The sequence below is a fragment of the Bifidobacterium saguini DSM 23967 genome (assembly GCF_000741715.1).
Lineage (GTDB): Bacteria > Actinomycetota > Actinomycetes > Actinomycetales > Bifidobacteriaceae > Bifidobacterium > Bifidobacterium saguini.
The window spans coordinates 1-20,388 of record NZ_JGZN01000013.1; the positions used below are offsets into that span (position 1 = coordinate 1).

Below are 20,388 nucleotides of genomic sequence, written 5' to 3' on the forward strand. Positions count from 1 at the left end.
TGAAGAGTTCGCCCGCCAGATACGCCGCCACTGGCGGACATCCTCGCCTACTTCGACCACCCCTACACCAACGCGATCCTCGAAGGACTCAACAGCGTCATCCAGAACGTCAAGACCCGAGCCCGCGGATTCAAGAACATGGGCTACTTCAGCACCATGATCTACCTGACCTGCGGCAAACTCGACCTCAGCACCGTCACCACCTGACAGACCCACCCACACCAAACAGCGAAAGGCCGAAAAAGTATATAGCAAACGTTGTCATAATTACACTCGGCATGTCTATAGTTCGGGAGAAAAATCACAATAGCCCCCATCAGTCATACGAATAAATTCATGCAATTGCAGTATTTTGTAGATAATCGCCACATATATGCCCCACTTCATTTCTGCGCATTTGTCTTGCATACGTATGCGGAGCCATTTATTGAAGATCAATAATCACATAAGGAAGAGCACAATGAAAAGAATTGCACATCGCAATTCATCATCACAAAGTTGCAAGCGTTGTCAATCACGTTCTTAGTATCTGCCGCCACGGTTTATACATCATCGTCAGCCTCTCTGCAGCCGTCTGACGCACTTATGAACCATGCATGATATCGTTGTCACAGCAATGATGGCATAGTGCAAACATGACAAACTCGCACAGGCGAGCAAAATGGCGAAGGCGGTTCCAATGACCAAGGCAAGCATTCAGGCGGTGGCTCGCGAAGCTGGCGTCTCCGTATCCACCGTGTCCCGCACTTTTGCCAAACCGGATCTGGTGCTTCCTGAAACCCGCGACAAGGTGATGGCCGCTGCCGAAAAGTTGGATTATTCGGTCTCCCGCTCGGCAGCCGCTCTGAAATCCGGGCAGTCATTCCGCATCGCGCTGCTGGCAAGCGAAACCATCACCACATGGTTCAATGCCAATATTTTCGCCGGCCTTGACTCGGTGCTTCGCCCGGCCGGTTACGACACCGTGCCCTACCCGATGCGCAATGCGGGCGAGCGCCAAGCGTTCTTCGAGGATTTGCCAGTGCGCCGCAATGCCGACGCCGTGGTGGTCAGCTCCTTCAACATCGAGCCTGCCGAGGTCGAACGGCTCAAGCACATGCACGTGCCGATCATCGGCATCAACATTCCTTCCAATGAAGGATTCGATGCCGGCGTCAGCATCGACGACCGCGCAGCCACCCGCTCCGCCATCGAACATCTCATCGCCCTCGGTCATCGTCATATCGCCTTTGCGGGCGGCGAAACCATCGTGACCAGCATGAAATACAGCGCTGAGGCGCGCCTGCAAGGTCTGCTGGATGCCGCTGCAGCGCATCCGGACGTCACGGTGACGCATCTACAGGTACCGCGCAACGAGATGGAAGCCAGCGCTGTATTGAACGCAGTACTTACCGCTCCGGCCGACGTGACCGCATTCTGCTTTGAGGACGATCAGATGGCGCTGCCAGCGCTGTTCCGTTTGCGCCAGTACGGCCGCCGCATACCTCAGGATGTTTCCATCATCGGCTTTGACGATTTGGATATGGCACAGGACGTGGGACTGACCACATTGCATCAGAACCCATTCGCAATGGGTGCCACCGCAGCCCAGATGGCGCTGGATGCGATTGCCGGCAAGTCTATCGAGCCGGCGTTCCAGAAGCCGGATGCTCCGTTGATGCTGCGTGAGACCACTGCTCCGCCGCGCGCGTAATCATATAAACAATCATTGCTTTGACTACGTTGCCATGCAACGCGCTGCAATCATTAATTTCTTTTTTGTACATATTCATGATATCGTTGTCATGGCATAGCAATGAAGCGCACACGCACTCACCCATACATCCGCAGCAATGTGCAAAAGGAGCCCATTATGACCGCCAACAACCTTAATGACGACTGGTGGAAGCAGGCAGTCGTCTACCAGATCTACCCGCGCAGCTTTAAGGACGTCAACGGCGACGGCCTCGGCGACATCGCCGGCGTCACCGAAAAGATGGACTACCTCCAGCACCTCGGCGTAGACGCCATCTGGCTTTCCCCGTTCTACCCATCCGATCTGGCCGACGGCGGCTACGACGTGATCGACTACCGCAACGTCGACCCACGCCTTGGCACTATGGCTGATTTCGACGAAATGGCCAAAACCGCGCACGCAGCCGGCATCAAGGTCATTGTTGACATCGTGCCGAACCACACTTCAGACAAGCACGTCTTCTTCCAGGAAGCATTGGCCAGCAAGCCTGGTTCCCCTGCACGAGACCGCTATATCTTCCGCGAAGGCCGCGGGACGCACGGCGAATTGCCGCCGAACGATTGGCAATCCTTCTTTGGCGGGCCGGCCTGGGCTCGCGTGGCGGACGGCCAGTGGTACCTGCACCTGTTCGACAAGGCCCAGCCTGACGTGAACTGGAAGAATCCGGACATCCACGAGGAATTCAAGAAAACGCTGCGCTTCTGGTCCGACCACGGCACGGATGGTTTCCGCATCGATGTGGCTCACGGCCTGGCCAAGGACCTTGAGTCCAAACCGCTCGAGGAGCTCGGTCGCGAATACAACGTAGTCGGCGTGCTTTGCCACGACTTCTCCCACCCGCTGTTCGACCGCCGCGAAGTGCATGACATCTACCGCGAGTGGCGCCAGGTCTTCAACGAATACAATCCGCCGCGTTTCGCCGTGGCCGAGGCCTGGGTGGTGCCCGAGCATCAGCACCTGTATGCCTCGATGGACGAGCTGGGCCAGTCCTTCAACTTCGATTTCGCCGAGGCCAACTGGTTCGCCGACGAGTTCCGCGAGGCCATCGCCTCCGGCCTCAAGGCCGCCGCCGAAACCAATGGCTCCACCACCACGTGGGTGATGAACAACCACGATGTGCCGCGTAGCCCCTCCCGCTATGGTCTGCCGCAAGTCAAGGGCGCGCCATATCACCAGCTGCCGCACGACTGGCTGCTGCGCAACGGTGCAACGTACCCGGAGAACCGCGAACTGGGTACCCGCCGTGCACGCGCCGCCGCACTAATGGAGCTCGGACTGCCCGGTGCCGCTTACGTGTACCAGGGCGAGGAGCTCGGCCTGTTCGAAGTGGCCGATATTCCGTGGGATCACTTGGAGGACCCAACTGCTTTCCACACCAATCAGGCCACGATGGATAAGGGGCGTGATGGCTGCCGCGTGCCGTTGCCGTGGACCGCATCCGACGAGCCGAAGCTCGCTGATTTCAGTCTGCCTAAGCCGGCCGATGACGGTACCGGAGAGAATCATGTGCCGCTGTGTGCAGCAGGCCAGTTCGGCACAGGGGCATCGTTCGGCTTCTCCCCTGCCGTCTATGCCGATGGTAGAACACCGGCAGCCGATCCACATCTGCCGCAACCGCTGTGGTTTAAGGATTATTGCGCTGACGTAGAGCAAGCCGATCCCGATTCGATGTACACCTTGTACCGCACCGCTCTGGAGATTCGCCAGCAGCAGCTGACCGCCACGCGCGATACGACTGCGACCCAAGTTGACATGGGCGATGACGCAGTGGCTTACACGCGCCGCGCAACCGAAGGCCGCACATTCACCTCGGTGACGAACTTCGGCGCGACTCCGCTGGCTCTGCCCGAGGGTGACGTAGTGCTCACCTCTGCCCCGCTCACCGCCGACGGCAAGCTCCCAACCGACACCTCCGCCTGGATTATTCGCTAGGCAAGTGGCGTGCCACGCCAGCGCAAAAATAGCTGAAATACGTTGACGTGGCACGGCCTCCGATGAGGGTCCAACGCACAACGGCTAAAACCGTTGCCACATCAGCGCAAATAATCGTTTGATGTGCTGATGTGGCAAAGCAGCGTGCCACGTCAGCGTGAGAATAGTCAAAATGCACTGTTGTGGCACGTGGCACACGCCACAACAAACTAAGGCCGCCAACCCGAATCATCGGGCGGCGGCCTTTGTTATTGGCGATGCTCAACCTCCTGCACGAAACGGTCGAAATCAGAGAGCTGCGCATCATTGAACTTATGGAACTCCGCACGAATCCTTTAATGATGTACTCGCGCAGCGTTTTTGTGGCCCATTGGCGGAAACGCGTGGCCTTCATACTGTTGACGCGATAACCGACTGCGATAATGGCGTCGAGGTTATAGAACACTACCTCTCTGCGGACCTTGCGACTGCCTTCCTGACGAACTATTTCCATTTTGGAAATAGTTGCGTCTTCATCTAACTCACCTTCTTCGTAAATATGAGATAGATGTTTTGAGATATTAGGCACATTGACATCAAACAGCTCTGCCATAGCCTTTTGCGTCAACCAGAATGTCTCGTCTTCGTACCGAACTTGAACCGGCACGTTGCGATCACCATCCTGATAGAGAACGACGTTGGCCTCTACTTCGGAGTTCAAACTCTCCGAATCATTCTTCTCGCTCATGATGCACATCCCCTTTCGAAAGAAAATCCGTTTCCTGTTCCAGTTCGCGAAGCACGTCAGCAGGGTCTTTGCCGAAGAATCGGCACAGCGAAGCGAATTCCAGCAATGTTGGGGTGCCATTTCTCTGCCGAAGAATGTCAATGACGCGACTATGCGTCATATTCGTACCGGCACCAATCCGGCGATACGACGGAGCATCGTCCGACTCCTCACGAAGTCGCGCGAAATACTCTGCCGTCAGTCGTTCCAGTTCGCTCCATTGCCTGCCCTTAACTGCCATGCATCTAGACTACAGTAAAGGTTGAATATTCTTCCATAGGCGAAATGAGCGAGGAGCATGCAAAATAAACCAGCATACGTAAAGGCCGCCAACCCGAATCATCGGGCGGCGGCCTTTGTTATGCGTTTTATGCAGACCTAACTCTCTTAGTCATCAGTCGCTTGTGGCGACGGATCGCTTCAATAAAGAGGTCTGAAAGAGCGGGCTCTAACCAGCGAAGCTCACTGAACCTGGGCGCGAGCGATCTTGCCGGTGAAGGAGTTGGCTTCGTCGGCATCCTTGACGCCATCCTTGTTCCAGGAGAACATGGCGCGCAGCTTCGGGCCAACGGTCTCGATGCGCTCGTTGGAGTACTTCTCCTGCAGCTCCTTGAAGTGCGGAGCGCCGGCATCCTGATCGTCGATGAACTCCTTGGCGAAGGAGCCGTCCTGGATGCGCTGCAGGTGGTATTCCATGCGCTTGCGGCAGTCCTCGTTGATCACGGTGTTGGTGTAGTCGCCGTACTGAGCGGTGTCGGAGCAGGACCAACGAGCCTTGTTCAGACCACCCTCGTTCATCAGGTCGACGAGCATCTTCAGCTCGTGGCAGACCTCGAAGTAAGCAATCTCCGGCTGGTAGCCAGCGTCGGTCAGGACCTCGAAGCCCATCTCGACGAGCTTGTTCACGCCACCCATGAGCACGTTCTGCTCGCCGAAGAGATCGGTCTCGGTCTCCTCCTTGAAGGTGGTCTTGATGGCGCCTGCGCGCAGAGCACCCAGAGCCTTGGCGTAAGCCAGGGTGATGTCCCAGCCGTCACCGCGCGGATCCTGCTCGACGGCCACCACGACCGGCACGCCACGGCCAGCAGCGTACTCACGACGCACAATGTGGCCCGGGCCCTTCGGAGCGACCATGAAGACCGGGTGATCCTCAGACGGCTTAATGTAGCCGTAGTGGATGTTGAAGCCGTGAGCGAAAGCGACGGCAGCGCCCGGCTTAATGTTCGGCTCGATGTCGTCCTTCCAGATGTTGCGCTGGTACTGGTCAGGAGCCAGAATCATGATGACGTCAGCCTCAGCAGCGGCCTCCGGCACGGACTTGACCTCGAGGCCCTGCTCCTTGGCAAACTCAACGGACTTGGAAGTCGGGCGCAGGCCGACGACCACGTCAACGCCGGAGTCACGCAGGTTCAGCGCGTGAGCGTGGCCCTGGGAACCGTAGCCGATGATGGCAACCTTCTTGCCTTCGAGCACAGAGAGATCACCGTCGTTTTCATACCAAATTTGTGCAGCCATTAAAGCACTCCTTGTAAAGCTTGCGTACCGGCATTCTTGCCGACACACGGTGTTGTTGGTTGCGCATGATGTGCGCGTTTGGGGCGTTCGGGGGTAACCGAACTATCTCAAGCGTGGCGGGTGTCGCCTTGTGAGCGCGACCCGGAAACTGAGCTCTATCCTATCGAGAAGCCGGCCTGCGCTTGGCTCCCGTCCACAACGTGAGCCAGTTCACTCTTCGACTTTTGCGCGCATTTGGACATTTTCTCAGTATTTGGCAGAAAATACACCGCAGCGAATCATTCTCAATAACCATCGCGCGCGGAAATGCACAAAAAATCCCCGCACACTTGAGCAAACAAGCAAAAGTGTGCGGGGATATAACTAATCAGCTAATCTCACTGAACCTGGGTACGAGCGATCTTGCCGTTGAAGGACTCAGTCTCGTCCTTGTCCTTGGCAGCGTCGTTGTTCCAGGAGAACATAGCGCGCAGCTTCGGACCAACGGTCTCGAGGTGCGGGTGAGAGTACTCTTCCTGCAGCTTCTTGAACTTCGGAGCGCCGGCAGCCTGGTCATCCATGAACTCCTTGGCGAAGGAGCCATCCTGAATGCGCTTGAGCTGGTATTCCATGCGCTTCTTGGTCTCCTCGGTGATAACCGTGGAGGTGTAGTCGCCGTACTGAGCGGTGTCAGAGCAGGACCAACGAGCCTTGTTCAGACCACCCTCGTTAGCGAGGTCGACCAGCATCTTCAGCTCGTGGAACACCTCGAAGTAAGCGATCTCCGGCTGGTAGCCAGCCTCGGTCAGCACGTCGAAGCCCATGTCGCACAGGTGGTTGATGCCGCCCATGAGGACGTCCTGCTCGCCGAACAGATCGGTCTCGGTCTCCTCGGTGAAGGTGGTCTTGATGGCACCTGCACGCAGAGCGCCCAGAGCCTTGGCGTAAGCCAGGCACAGCGGCCAGGTCTTGCCATCCGGATCCTGCTCGACAGCGACGACGACCGGGACGCCACGGCCAGCGGCGTACTCACGACGAACGATGTGGCCCGGGCCCTTCGGAGCGACCATGAAGACCGGGTGATCCTCAGACGGCTTGATGTAGCCGTAATGAATGTTGAAGCCGTGAGCGAAGGCCAGAGCAGCGCCCGGCTTCAGGTTCGGCTCAACGTCTTCCTTGTAAACCTTGGCCTGGTACTGATCAGGCAGAAGGATCATAACAACGTCAGCCTCAGCGACGGCTTCCGGGACGGACTTGACTTCCAGGCCCTGCTCCTTGGCGAACTCAACGGACTTGGAGGTAGGACGCAGGCCGACGACCACGTCGACACCGGAGTCACGCAGGTTCAGTGCATGTGCGTGGCCCTGAGAGCCGTAGCCCAGGATGGCGACCTTCTTGCCATCGAACACGGACAGATCGGCGTCCTTCTCGTACCAGATAGTTGCTGCCATTTTGGCGCTCCTTTATATCTATTGTTTATTTATGGGGTGAGTATTGATTACTGCTTCTGCTTGTGCAGAAAACTTCTGTGGTTTTCCTTGTGGGCTTTTCCGATATGCAGGTTTAGTCCTGTTCGTTCGGGAAAGTCCGCAAGGGGTTCACGTTGTGACCCTTAAATTTTTCACGTTGTGAACCGAAATTTTTAGTTATAAATTTGGGTGGATTTGGGTGGATTTCACTTGGTGAAATCAACGTCTGTGCGGAGCCGTTAAGCAAACAGTCCAGTGGACTGTTTGTAGGCGACGCCTGAGAGAGGCGATAGCCGAACGAAGGTCGATCGGCAGCCGTTGACTTTACTTTGTAAAGTCAACGTCCTTAGTTTCACGGCACGTCAGCACGGCAACCAGGCAGCACACGGCCATCACGCCGAGGTAGAGGCCCACGGAGTGCACGCCCCAGTTGTGGGACAGCCAGGTGGCGATGGTCGGCACGAAGGCGGCGCCAACGATGGCGGCCAGGTTGTAGCCGATGCCAGAGCCGGAGTAGCGCACATTGGCATCGAACAGCTCAGGCAGGAAGGCACCAATCGGACCGAAGGCAATGCCCATCAGCGCGAAGCCGATGCACAGGAAGGCCATGTTGGCGGCGAAGTTCTTCTGGCCCACGAGCTGGCCGTCCAGCAGGAACGGGAAGAGCAGGGCGAAGACCACGAGTGCGCAGGAGGAGAAGGTAAGCACGCGGCGGCGGCCGATCTTATCCGCGTAGAGGCAGGAAAGCACGATGAACAAGGCGAACACGCAGATGGAGATCATGAGCATGAGCAGGTATTCCTGGTTGGTGAAGCCCAGGTTGCCGCCGCCGTTCGCGGTATCCTTGGTGCCCCATGCGAGGGACCAGGTAGCAAGCGTGTAGAACAGCGTGTAGGTCACAGCCACAAGGAAGGTGGCCTGCAGCACCTGACGCCAAGACTTGCGGAAGACCTCGGCCAGCGGGGACTTCACAACCTTCTTCTGCTCCTGAGCCATACGGAAGATTGGGGTCTCCTCCATGTGAACACGAACCACAAGGCCAACGATCACCAGCACTGCGGAGAGCAGGAACGGCACGCGCCATCCCCAAGACAGCATTGCATCCTGGTCATTGAAGGATTCGAGTACGAAGTAGGTGCCGTTGGACAGGAAGAAGCCAATCGGCGCACCGAGCTCCGGGAAGGAACCGTAAAGCGCGCGCTTGTTTTCCGGCGCGTTCTCGGTGGCCACCAGGGCAGCACCGGACCATTCGCCGCCCAGGCCAATGCCCTGCACAAAACGCAGCAGGCACAGCACGGCAACCGCAAAGACGCCAGCCTGTTCATAGGTAGGCAGGCAGCCGATGAGGAAGGTGCCCACACCCATAGTCATCAGGGAGACGACCAGCGTGGTCTTGCGGCCCATGCGATCGCCAAAGTGACCGAAGACCAGCGAGCCGAGCGGGCGGGCGATGAACGCGATGGCGAAGGTCAGCAGACTCATCAGCAGGGCCACGGTCGGGTTGGCCTTGTCGGAGAAGAAGATGTGCGGGAAGTAGTTTGCCGCGGCAGTACCGTAGGCGTAGAAATCATAGAATTCGATGGCGGTGCCGACCATTGATGCCGCGATCACGGTTTTGACCGAATCGCGAACCATAGCGGCGGCTTTACCGGCTGCTGCGCTTGCCGCGCCGGCAGCCTGTTCCAGACCGTTCTCTTCGAGAGCTGCAGTCATTATTACTCCTGTTGGTTCTCGCCCTGCGCTGACCCAACTTGCGAGGGCGACTGTTCCGCAGTGTTTCACGAACTGTTTCACACTGCATTACGTATATGTTGTCTTGCTTGTTACTGCTTGCTATCCACCGCTGTTACCGTCTGCGGGGTTTGCCGTAAGCCTTGTGAGCGCAACAAAAAAGCCCCGCATCATGCAGGGCCTTACCGATTGTGTCAGCTTGATTGGCCCTGCCTTCGTTGACGGGGCTTCAAGCATCATGCCGAATTAGTCCGCCAGCGAAGACGGGCTAATAATTCGTGCGGATACAAACGCAGAAGCATTGAATCCAGTCATCGCGTGGCCTCCTTTCGGTATTGAGCGGGTCCGTTTGACCCGAACTGGAAAGCTAAGATAGGTTCGCTCCGCTCGCCAATCTAGCAAAGGTTCACATTGTGGACAGAGCGGATGGGCCTACCGCGTGGTTTCACCAGCGATGAACGATACCGGCACTATCTGCCCGAGCTGCACAGGGTCATCAGCGCCGCTCTGGCCAGCACTCTCGGATTGCGAGCCACGGCTCGGCTTATTCTCGGCTTCAATCTGCCGGTCCATCTGCTCAGCCAGCGCAGCAGCAATCGCGGGGAAATCCTGACGCACCATAGTCAGTCGCTTGCCTGCCAGTTCGGCAGCCATAGTGCCGTCATACGCGATAATCTGCAAATCAGTAGGCACTTGGATGCCTCGGCGTCCGGCTTCCTGCAAAGCCATTGCTGCAACCACATCTGAGCCGACGATGGCATCCACGTCAGGGTAGCGCTCGAAAATCGCGGTGGCGGTGGCTTCGTGAGCCACTACATCCGTAACAGCTCCGGCTTCCACATAATCGCAAGCAATGCCGGCATCAGCCAGCATATGTTCCACCGTCAGGTGATAGCGAACCGTGGGGAACGTGGTGCCTTCAGTAAACTGCGAGCGCGGGCCGCCGACGAGCACTACGTGGCGTGCGCCTGAGTCAATCAGCTGGCGTGCGATGGCGCGGCCTCCAGCTTCATGATCGGACCGCACGGAAGGTACTCCTTCTCCCAGAATGCGGTCGAATGCCACGATCGGGCGACGGATGGAGGTCCAATAGTCAGGCTGATGCTCAGTGTGAGCGGTCATGATGATGCCGTCCATCATGTGACGCTGCAGCATGTTCACGTATTCGCTCTCACCGGTGGCAGCATCGGCAGTAGAGCACAGCAGGGTTTTGAGTCCGCGGCCGGCAAATTCGCGCTGCAAATGAGCGGTGAGCGCAGCGAAGAATGGATGGAGAATGGTGGGCACGATAACGCCGATAGTGTTCGTGCGATTGCGATACAGGTTACGAGCCAGTTCGTTGGGAATGTAGTTGAGTGACTGCATTGCCGCTTCGACCTTGGCACGCATATCATCCGAAACGTAGCCGGTTTTATTGACCACCAACGAAACAGTGCTAACAGATACACCAGCTTCCTTAGCCACGTCGCGCATGCCAACCATACTTCGCCTCCATCGGTTCGGTCTTCTTCCCCATCACTACCAGCGTCACGCTGCAACCTAGTGTACTCGAACCGGTTTTATTCCGCGGCTAGCACAAAACAAAAAATGCGCCCCACGAAGGAGCGCATTCTGTAGAAAAACGTATTCGCGTTATTCCTTGGTTTCCTCGATTTGTTCGCCTCCAATCAGCGTCACGATGCCAGCAAGCAGCACCATGACGATACCGGCCGGGAACAGCAGGTAATAGCCGAAGGAATGAGCGAACGCGTTCACCAGCACCGCACCAATAATGGCGGCCAGTGCGAGACCTGCGGAGTTGGCGAGCGCATAGACACCAAGATCATGGCCAGCGTTGCGCGGATCGGGCAGTGCATCCATCACCAGTTCGAGGCCAAGTGCATCGTAAATGCCGAACGCGAATCCGGAGATGAGCGCGAATAGAATCATGCCGTTTTCGCGCGCGGCGCCGGTAGACCAAACGCCCAGACCCCAAGCGACGCCAAGCCCCACCGCGTATGTCAGGCAGGAGGCAGCCACCACAACGGACGTGCGGATGCCACGGGATTCAATAGTCTCCGAAATAGGTGCCGCAGACCATGATGCCAATGCGGCACCGATCAGTGTGGCGATGGCCATAGCGGAAATCAGGAATCCAGCCGGAATGGTCAGCGGCGCTGAAGTGAGCTGCACAGCCTTGCCATACACCCAGAAGCGCACAAGATACCACAGGAATACACTGGTCAGGCCAACGCCAGTCATCATGCATGCGCGGGCGGTGAATACGCGGGCGAACGCAGGCGCACCAGTAGGCGGGCGCAACTGATCAAGTACCTGACTGCTATCAAAACGTTGGCGCGGCAGCTCGGTGCTGGATGGCTCGCGAGGCAGGATCAGTGCGGCAGCAATACCGGAGAGCGCAAACATCACAGCGACGTATACGAATGGCGCATAGGAGTCGAACATCACACCGAACGCACCCATCAGCACGCCAAGCGCTTGAGCAAGCATCACACCGATGCCATGCCAACGTTCGACGCGCGGGCGGAACTTGTCTGGCACGCGTTCGCTGATGGCACTGGCCAGCGGCGAAGACAGCATCGCATACGCAAACTGCATCAGTATCCAGAAGAAGCACATGACTACGATGCTGGTATCTTGCCCCAGAATCAGAGTCAGCAAAGCGCACAGGATGCCGCCGCCGATCATCCACGGCGTACGGCGTCCAAACGGGGTGCGCGTGCGGTCAGACAGTGCGGAGACCAACGGAGTTAGCAGAGCGGCAGCCACTACGCCGACGATGACCAGCACAGCCAGCGGCATGGCAAGTTCAGTGGCCACCGGGAACGGGCGGCCGGTCACCGGATTAATGGTGACTTGCAGAGCAGTGGTGTCATAGTGGAAAAGTCGTGCCACAGCGTTGGGCAGGGCCACAGTGTTCAGCGCCACCCAAGGAGCGCCCACCAGAATAGACGCGGCGAAGAAGCCCCAGTTAAGGCGGCTGACCTTACGCGCATCCGGCTTTTCCCCATTGGCGGCCACCATTGGGTCGCGCATATCGAGGTAGGCGGAAGACATGTCTGGAGCGGGGGCGTCCACACTGGCGGCAGCAGCGACTGCAGTGGCAGTGCTGGCTGCGGCCAAGCGCACGGCTTGCGCTTCAGGTTGATCAGCGGAGGCTTCCGGTGGGCGGCGACGGTTTTTGACCGCCAATCGAGCCACGGCGGCTTTATCTTCAGGACTCAGCGCCTTATCCAAATCGGGGCGATCATCGATGCCCGGGCGCACATATGGTTCCAGCATGGTTCGCTCTTTTCTCTTCCCTGTACTCTCACGTTCTCCCGCACAATCATGCGCAGCCATACGCTATACACAGCCACGCAATCCAGCGCAATGCAAAACCGCCCGCACGCACTGGCTTCAGTGCACTGCGGGCGGATTACTTTCCATGTGTTTAGTGTACGCCGGACCTACCCCGCTCATACATCGCCATGATGATGCAGCGGGCTCGGTTGCAACGATGACAAAAAATCGGCCCGCTCACTCACCTTTTGGGTGAACTTGAGCGGGCCGATCGCTTAGGGAATTCTTCGAGAGAAGTTTCGCTTGTTGGGCAGCGGGTTACTTGATGCCCTTGATCTGCATGATGAGGAAGGCTGCGATGAGCACCACCACGATGCAGACCGGGAACACCAGGCCATAGTTGCCACCGGTGGCCATAACCACACCGGAGGTGAGCAGGGAGCCCAGCACGGTGGAGAGGGTGTTGGCCATGTTGAGCACGCCCAGATCCTTACCAGCTTCCTTCGGGTTCGGCAGGATGGAGACGTTCAGAGCCTGGTCGATGGCGTTGTAGACGCCGTAGCCGAAGCCGGCGATGGCGGCGAACAGGTACATGCCCCATGCGTTGTGGAAGATCCACGGCATTGCAGCACCGATGGCGAACAGCACGCTAGCGCCGGCAACCGGAATCTTACGCATGCCGAGCTTGTCGGAGATCGGGCCGGAGACGAGGGCTGCGATCAGGGAGACAACCATCGTGATCACGGACATGGTGGCGATGACGCCAGCCGCTGCGGTCTTGAGCTGGTCAGCGTTGTAGCCGGAGTCGGAGAAGGTGTAGTACTTGACCACGTAGAGCAGGTAGCCGTTGATCATCTGGTAGCCGGCGACCATCATCATGCGGCCGAACAGTGCGTAGTAGAAGTTGCGAGCACCCTTGCCGTGCGGCGGGATGAAGGCCTTGAGCACCATGCCCAGGCTGACCGGCTCGCGCTCTTCGTCCACGTTGGAGGGTTCGCGAGGCCAAATGCCAACCACGATGATGCCGACGAGGGCGAAGCCGAGGGCGCCAACAGTGAAGCCGAGGTCAATATTGCTGATGAGCAGGGAACCGACCAGGGAGCCAGCGGTCTGGCCGAGCACGCCGCCTGCACCCATGAAGGAGGAGACGGAGCCACGGAACTTATCCGGCACACGGTCGGACAGGGTGGCGACGAACGGAGCGTTCATCCAGTTGTAGAACAGCTGCATGCCGCACCACAGCAGGAGGATGAGCGGCAACGACTTGGTGACGAGCAGGCCGGCTACGCAGGCGCCGCACAGGATGCCGCCGCTGATAATCCACAGCGTGCGCTTGCCCCAGCGGGAGCGGGTGAGGTCGGAGAAGGTGCCGAAGATGATGTTGGCGAACAGGGCCACCACGGAGCCAACGGAGTTGATGGTGCCGATGAAGGCTTCACGCTGACCGGGGCGATCTGATCCACGAGCTGCGGCACGAGGATGGAGGACAGTGACACCCACACGATGCCGGTGATGATAAGGCTGATGGTGAAGCCTGCGCCGAGGCGGAACACGTCCAGGACGGACGGGCGACGACCGTAGCTGTCGAGCTCGTTACTGTTGACTGCTGGTGCGGCTTCAGCGTTTGGCGCCGCTGCAGTTTCGATGGTGTTTTCCATGATTCTCTTCCCTGTGCTGTTGGGTTACATGACTCTTCGATGACGTCTGTAGTTATGCGGATCGTGGAAGGCGGCAACCGTGGTGCGAACTGTGGTGTTTCCGACATTGAGACTTGCGATGTCCCTGACTGTCGATGTCTCTTGCGGCAACTCCTGCGTTGACTCGTGTGTCGTCTGCTTCGAACCGGTTCGATAATACCGCGAAGTCAATCGTTTGACCTAATTGATTCGGCGTGTCGAACCGGTTCGAGATATTTTCTTTCATTCTCCTGTGCTTTTTGCGCGAAAAACGCGCAAAACAGCCCATTTCCGCACCCTAAACGCACGTTCTGCGCGACAAGTGCGATTAGGAAAGCACTACTACCGGCGGATTGCCCAGCAGATCGTCAGTGCGATGCTCGCCAGCGGAATCAGTCCAGATCAAAGAGGCGACCGGCTCGGTGTTATCCACGCCGAGGCCGCGGCCGGGCTCGAAGGTGAGCGCAGCAGCAGAGGCACCATCGGCGGCAGTCCAACGGAAGGTAATGGACTTGTCTCCGTCAACCTCATAGCTGAACTCGCCATCGAACGCGGGCAGTTCGTTGCGGAACTTGGCCAATGCGTTGAGCGCCTTGACCACCGGACGGGCGAGGTTTTCGTCAACCTCAGCCTTGGAGTAGTAGTGGCGGTTGATATCGCGACCGTTGTTGGTCTTGCGTAGCAGCTCCATATCGTTCTTGCCTGCGAGCGCGCCCACGTAGTAGACCTGCGGTACGCCCGGCAGGAAGAACTGCACAGCACGAGCGGCAATGTAGTGCTGATCGTTGCAGCCGAGGGCGGAGTAATACGTGCTGTTGACCTGGTAAAGATCAAGGTTCGATGCGGCGGCACCGGTGGCGGCCTGGGATTCGCCGTGGGTGTTGGCGTGGATGGTGTTGACCAGGTTGTCCACATCCTCATCCGGCACGAGGCCCTTCAGGGAGCGGTCGAGCTGGTCGGAGCCGATGTCGATCACGCCGATGCCGTCGTGCGTATCGAGCACAGTGACGGCATTGTTCGGGCGGATCTCGGTCCAGTGCGCCACCGGCTCAACATGGCCTGTGAATAGGGAGTGCAGAAGCAGCGGCGGCAGCGCGAAGTCGTAGACGCGGTCCACCTTGGAGGCGATCTCGACCTGCTTCTTGTAGTAGGAGTGCACCTCGATGAGGATTTCGAGACCGCGCTTCATGCCCTCCTCGCGCAGACGGGAGATGAGCTTGAAGGTCTTCGGGGTCATGAAGCAGCTGGTGCCGGCTTCCTTGGCGCCGTAGCCGACCGCGTCGAGACGGATGTAGCTGACGTGGCTGGCGGCCATCTGATCGAAGATGGACATCAGGTATTCCCAACCCTTATCGGAGTCGGTATCAATATCCACCTGCTGCGGGGTGAAGCTGACCCACACCAGGCGGGTCTTGCCAGCGAACTTATAGTGGGTGAACGGCAGGCCCGGGCGCGGGCGGTAGATGCCGGCCAGGTCTTCCTCGGTGGCGCCGTTCGGGAACACGGAGCTCATGGTGAGGAACATCGGGTAGTACTCGGATTCCTCACCCTTGGCGAGCACGTCCTGGAACTGGGCGGATTCCCAGCTCATATGGTTCACAATGGCATCCACCATGATGTTGTGGGTCTTGGAGAGCTCGGCCACGTCATCCCATGAGCCGAGGCGAGAGTCCACCTTGGTGTGGTCAATCGGGTCGAAGCCGGCGTCCGCGCCATCGAACGGGGTGAAGAATGGCAGGATGTGCACGCCGTCGTAAATGCCATCGAAGCGCGTGCGCAGGATGTCGGTCATGCTGGCGATGGTGCCGTCGCCGAGACGATCTGCATAGGTGATGAGTTGAACTTTGTTCTTCACTGCAACTCCTGTGTTGTATCGGGGTGCGCTGCTTCGCATGAATGCGCACCTTCTGTATCGAACCGGTTCGATATTAGCGGCGCAGTAAATCGTTCACCAACACAGCCGGCGTGTCGAACCGGTTCGACATAAAGTTCAAGTCCCCTCCGATAAATTCCTGCAACACAAGAAAAACCAATGAAAAAGCCCGTCCGCTGTGCGGTTCACATAGCGAACAGGCTTCAGTCAGTCAACGCTTGTCTCAGTGCACAAGGCTGCCAACGAGCCAGCCAAGCGTCACACAGATAATCGGCACCACGATAGTCGCAATCAAATAGAACGTAGCCATGCCGAAGTGCCGGTTGCGGAACAGTGAAACCATCTCATTAATCGCCGTGGAGAACGTGGAAAAACCACCAAGGAAACCGGTCACGAACAGCAGATACGTGGATTCCGGCACCACTTGCTGAGCATAGGCGGCGGCAGCCAAACCAGCGCAGAACGTAGCAATCACATTGATAACAAAGGTTGAAAGCGGAAATAGTCGCTTCCACATTTCCTGAATCGACGTATTCAGCACAAAGCGGGCGGTAGCACCGAGACCACCGCAGAGGCATACCAGCACGAAAGTCATCAGTGAGCCTCCCCCGTGGTCAGATTTCCGGTAAGAGGAATCTCATCGGTAATGGGATCCGGTTCAAACGATGGCTCGGTGGGCGGCGCTACCGAAGTTGCCTGGGCTGCTGCCGGAGCATCCACCTCTCCGGGCACAACATTCACGGAAGCAGCAGTCGTAGATTCATCAGCCGAAGCATCCGAGCCGGTTGCACTAAGCAGTACAGTCTCGCCAACGGTCACATGGCGGCCGGAACCTCCACGCGCCTGCTGCCGCTGCAATGCTTCAGCAGCAATCCGCCCAGCTTTGCGCGTGGTCAGTACCAAACCGAGCTTGGCACCAGCAGCGGCCATGATAAGGCCACCGGCAAAGCTGAACAGCAGATAGAACACCGCGCCAAGCGTATGACTGACCTGCAGTGATGTCAGCTCCTCTATCGCCAAAGCAGACAACGTGGAGAAACCGCCGCACATGCCCATGCCAAAGCCCTTGGATGTGAGCTGACGAGTACGTTTGCGAATCCACGATGCCTGGGAAAGATACGAGCTGAGGCATGCGAAGATGAAGCATGCGAACATGTTCGCAATGAACGTGGGCAGATGGAACGAATGCCAGAAACCAAGCGGCTGCGCTGTGGCTGGCACAATAAAGCTCAGACCATAGCGCATTGCCGTGCCGAGTGTGCCGCCGAGGAACACCACAAGATAGACCATGCCATCTGCCAGTGGATTGAATCGTGCCTGCATTTTCTTCATTGGTGCCAGCGGAATCTGCGGCGGACGTGCGGCCGCGGCGGCACCTTGAGGCTTGGGCATGGATTGCTCGCGAATCTGAGCCGCGGAAATTTCCATTGTGCTGGGCTGTGGCTCAGCAGTGGGGGCTGCAGCGGTTGCAGGGATTACGGAAGCAACTGGGGTTGTGGAAGCAGCAGTAGAAGCCGCTCCCACAACCCCAGTGTTCACACCGTTATTGGTGGTATCAGACATAAGTCACGTATCCAACTGAAGCTAGAACTGGGCAGCCGGAATCAGTCGATCAGCGAGTGCACAGAGATGATGTGATCGCGCTGCGGGCCGGTACCGATGGCGGAAATGCGGCAGTTGCTGAGCTCTTCCAGACGCTTCACATAAGCCTGGCAGGTAGCGGGCAGCTCCTCGAACGTGTGGCAGTTGGAAATGTCCTCATCCCAACCCGGCATGGTCTCGTAAATCGGCTTGGCGGCGGCGAAAGCGGCCTGATCGGTCGGCATATCGTCGTGACGCTCGCCATCCACGTCATAGGCCACGCAAATCGGGATTTCCTTCAAACCGGTGAGCACGTCGAGCTTGGTTAGCACGATGTCGGTCAGGCCGTTGACCTGGGAAGCGTAACGGTTCACGACGGCATCGAACCAGCCGCAGCGACGCGGGCGGCCGGTGGTCACGCCGAATTCGTGGCCCTGCTGACGCAACCATTCGCCGGACTCATCGAACAGCTCAGTGGGGAATGGACCTTCGCCCACACGGGTCACATACGCCTTGGAGACGCCGATCACGCGAGTGATCTTGGTGGGACCAACGCCCGTGCCGGTGCAAGCGCCGCCGGCGGTCGGGTTGGAAGAAGTGACGAACGGGTAGGTGCCGTGGTCCACGTCAAGCATGGTGGCCTGAGCGCCTTCGAACAGCACGGTCTTGCCCTCATCGAGAGCCTTGTTAAGAATCAGGCCGGTGTTGGCAACGTATGGCTTCAGGCGTTCGCCGAGCTTCAACAGTTCTTCTGTGGTCTGGTCCACGTCAATCGGGCGACGGTTGTACAGCTTGACCAACATCTGGTTCTTCTGGTGCAGGCTGGCCTCCACCTTGTCGTGCAGATGGTCGGCATTGAACAGATCGTGCACACGGATGCCAACGCGGTTGATCTTATCCGCGTAGGCCGGGCCGATGCCACGGCCGGTAGTGCCGATCTTGTGCTTGCCAAGGAAGCGCTCGGTCACCTTGTCAAGCGTGCGGTGATACGGAGCAATAATGTGTGCGGCCTCGCTCACCTTGAGGTGAGAGCAGTCGATGCCACGAGCTTCAAGGCCATCAATCTCCTCAAACAGCACTTCCGGATCGACCACAACACCATTGCCAATCACCGGAGTCAGGTGCGGGTTGATGATACCGGAAGGCAGCAGGTGCAGTGCATAAGATTCATTGCCGACCACGACGCTATGGCCTGCATTGTTGCCACCATTGAAGCGAGCAACATAATCGACCTTGGTGCCGATCAAATCGGTTGCCTTGCCTTTACCTTCGTCGCCCCACTGGGCACCAATAAGAACAATTCCAGGCATGTTGGCCTCCCCGATTTGCACACTGTTGTACGTTGCTTGGTACGTGTTCGCACGCGTTTTTACACACGTTCGTACTCGTTCGTACGGCTCCACGTACGTTTCCGCCGGGGACTAGGTTACCTTACGGCCTCTACTCGTGGAAGGGGCAGTCTCACCCAGTAAGTTCCTAGTGATGTAACGCATCCTCCCTCCCCAGCGCAAAGAATTCGGGAAATCAGCCGCAACCACCCAAATTTCTTGTACTGAGTTGTGCTCAGTACAAGAAATTCCGGAATTTAGGCCTATTCTCCCGAATTATGTCCACTCACCACACCTCAGTACAAGAAATTCGGGCGATTAAGGCTATCTGCCCGAATTTCTTGCGCTAAGAAGCTAATGGAACGTTACTTCAGCGCCTTGCCGGCGGAACCGAGCTGTTGGCAGGCCTCGATAACACGCTGCGTCATACCCGCCTCGGCCTTGCGGCCCCAGGAGCGTGGGTCATAGAACTTCTTCTCGCCCACTTCGCCGTCGATCTTCAAAACCTTGTCGTAGTTTTCGAACACATGGTCGGCAATCGGGCGCGTGAACGCATACTGCGTATCAGTGTCGATGTTCATCTTGACCACGCCGTAGCTCACTGCCTCGGCGATCTCTTCCGGGCGAGAGCCGGAGCCGCCGTGGAACACCAGCTCAAACGGCTTGCCATTCGGGAACGTCACCTGGCCTGCGGCACTCGGCAGCTCGCCTTCCGCCACGGCACGAGCCACGCGCGCCTGAATCTCGCCCAACAGTGCCGGGCGCAGCTTCACCACACCAGGCTTGTATGCACCATGCACATTGCCGAACGTGAACGCAGCCATATAACGGCCGCGCTCTCCCAAACCCAGACGACGAGCCACTGCCAGACCATCTTCCGGCGTGGAATACAGCTTTTCATTGATTTCCGCGGAGTGGCCATCTTCCTCGCCACCGACCGCGCCGATTTCAATTTCCAGAATCGTGTGCGCAGCCTGAGACTTCTCCAGCAAATCCTCGGCAATATCCAGGTTCTCACCCAGCGGCACAGTGGAGCCATCCCACATATGCGACTGGAACGTCGGCTCCTTGCCGTGCGCCACTTCATCCGCCTCGTAAGCCAGCAGCGGACGCACCCAGTCGTCCAAGTACTGCTTGGCGCAGTGATCGGTGTGCAGAGCCACGGTGATGTTCGGATATTTAGCCGCCACCACATGCGCGAATGCGGCGAGCGCCAACGAACCAGTGACGCGATCGTTCACACCTTGACCGGACACGTATGCGGAACCGCCTACGGAAATCTGAATGATGCCATCCGATTCGGCATCGGCAAATCCCTTCAATGCGGCGTTCAGCGTCTGCGTGCTGGTCACATTGATGGCTGGGTAAGCGTAACCACCGCGGCGAGCGGCATCCAGCATTTCGGCATAACGTTCCGGTGTTGCAATTGTCATGGTTTCATTATGTCCCCCACCATGCCCGCTCGCCGCACACATGGTTACGTATGGCTGTGCAATTGGTCACATCTCGGTAAAATTTCGG

15 protein-coding genes and 1 pseudogene are annotated in these 20,388 nt (G+C 57.9%); 3 read left to right on the top strand and 13 right to left on the bottom strand.

The features are described from left to right. From BISA_RS12595 to BISA_RS08380, 3 genes and pseudogenes are all read left to right on the top strand, one after another. Positions 1–207: pseudogene (locus BISA_RS12595) on the top strand (transposase); the annotation flags it as partial. Between the two features lie 472 nt (positions 208–679). Beyond that, positions 680–1,693: a LacI family DNA-binding transcriptional regulator gene (locus tag BISA_RS08375; protein ID WP_033891400.1), complete on the top strand. Its 1,014-nt coding sequence runs from the start codon at positions 680–682 to the stop codon at positions 1,691–1,693. 159 nt (positions 1,694–1,852) lie between these two features. Next, positions 1,853–3,667, top strand: coding sequence for a glycoside hydrolase family 13 protein (locus BISA_RS08380; protein ID WP_033891401.1), 1,815 nt, complete (start codon positions 1,853–1,855; stop codon positions 3,665–3,667). Here the strand turns inward: BISA_RS08380 and BISA_RS12600 are convergent. The 13 genes from BISA_RS12600 to fbaA all read right to left on the bottom strand — a co-directional run bounded on the left by BISA_RS12600 (position 3,657) and on the right by fbaA (position 20,300). Then, positions 3,657–4,394: a virulence RhuM family protein gene (locus BISA_RS12600; RefSeq protein WP_081890078.1), complete on the bottom strand. Its 738-nt coding sequence runs from the start codon at positions 4,392–4,394 to the stop codon at positions 3,657–3,659. The two genes, BISA_RS08380 and BISA_RS12600, sit on opposite strands and share 11 nt — an antisense overlap. Continuing rightward, positions 4,378–4,674, bottom strand: coding sequence for a hypothetical protein (locus BISA_RS08390; protein ID WP_033891402.1), 297 nt, complete (start codon positions 4,672–4,674; stop codon positions 4,378–4,380). Before BISA_RS08390 ends, BISA_RS12600 begins: the two co-directional genes overlap by 17 nt. A gap of 221 nt (positions 4,675–4,895) precedes the next feature. Continuing rightward, the gene (gene ilvC / locus BISA_RS08395) at positions 4,896–5,948 is read right to left on the bottom strand and encodes a ketol-acid reductoisomerase (RefSeq protein ID WP_033891404.1); all 1,053 of its coding nucleotides are present in this window, start codon (positions 5,946–5,948) and stop codon (positions 4,896–4,898) included. 377 nt (positions 5,949–6,325) lie between these two features. Further along, positions 6,326–7,378 carry a ketol-acid reductoisomerase gene (gene ilvC, locus BISA_RS08400; RefSeq protein ID WP_033891405.1) on the bottom strand — a complete coding sequence of 351 codons (1,053 nt, stop codon included), beginning with the start codon at positions 7,376–7,378 and terminating at the stop codon, positions 6,326–6,328. A gap of 342 nt (positions 7,379–7,720) precedes the next feature. Beyond that, positions 7,721–9,109, bottom strand: coding sequence for an MFS transporter (locus tag BISA_RS08405; protein ID WP_051917438.1), 1,389 nt, complete (start codon positions 9,107–9,109; stop codon positions 7,721–7,723). Between the two features lie 450 nt (positions 9,110–9,559). Continuing rightward, complete coding sequence (locus BISA_RS08410; protein WP_033891407.1) at positions 9,560–10,609, bottom strand: LacI family DNA-binding transcriptional regulator; 1,050 nt, start codon at positions 10,607–10,609, stop codon at positions 9,560–9,562. A gap of 150 nt (positions 10,610–10,759) precedes the next feature. After that, positions 10,760–12,409 carry an MFS transporter gene (locus BISA_RS08415; protein WP_051917440.1) on the bottom strand — a complete coding sequence of 550 codons (1,650 nt, stop codon included), beginning with the start codon at positions 12,407–12,409 and terminating at the stop codon, positions 10,760–10,762. A gap of 318 nt (positions 12,410–12,727) precedes the next feature. Then, positions 12,728–13,909 (bottom strand): MFS transporter, encoded by a 1,182-nt coding sequence (locus tag BISA_RS12015; protein WP_202806962.1) that lies wholly within the window; start codon positions 13,907–13,909, stop codon positions 12,728–12,730. 504 nt (positions 13,910–14,413) lie between these two features. Next, positions 14,414–15,940 (bottom strand): sucrose phosphorylase, encoded by a 1,527-nt coding sequence (gtfA, locus tag BISA_RS08425; protein ID WP_033891409.1) that lies wholly within the window; start codon positions 15,938–15,940, stop codon positions 14,414–14,416. A 241-nt stretch (positions 15,941–16,181) separates the two neighbouring features. Continuing rightward, on the bottom strand, positions 16,182–16,553 hold the full coding sequence (locus BISA_RS08430) for a fluoride efflux transporter FluC (RefSeq protein WP_033891412.1): 372 nt from the start codon (positions 16,551–16,553) through the stop codon (positions 16,182–16,184). Then, positions 16,553–17,521, bottom strand: a complete 969-nt coding sequence (locus tag BISA_RS08435) for a fluoride efflux transporter FluC (protein WP_051917442.1) — start codon at positions 17,519–17,521, stop codon at positions 16,553–16,555. The genes BISA_RS08430 and BISA_RS08435 overlap by 1 nt, the downstream gene beginning before the upstream one ends. A gap of 41 nt (positions 17,522–17,562) precedes the next feature. Then, a complete protein-coding gene (locus BISA_RS08440) occupies positions 17,563–18,849 on the bottom strand; it encodes an adenylosuccinate synthase (protein ID WP_033891413.1) in 1,287 nt (428 codons plus the stop codon). Between the two features lie 383 nt (positions 18,850–19,232). Beyond that, complete coding sequence (fbaA, locus tag BISA_RS08445) at positions 19,233–20,300, bottom strand: class II fructose-bisphosphate aldolase (protein ID WP_033891414.1); 1,068 nt, start codon at positions 20,298–20,300, stop codon at positions 19,233–19,235. Positions 20,301–20,388 lie beyond the last annotated feature (88 nt).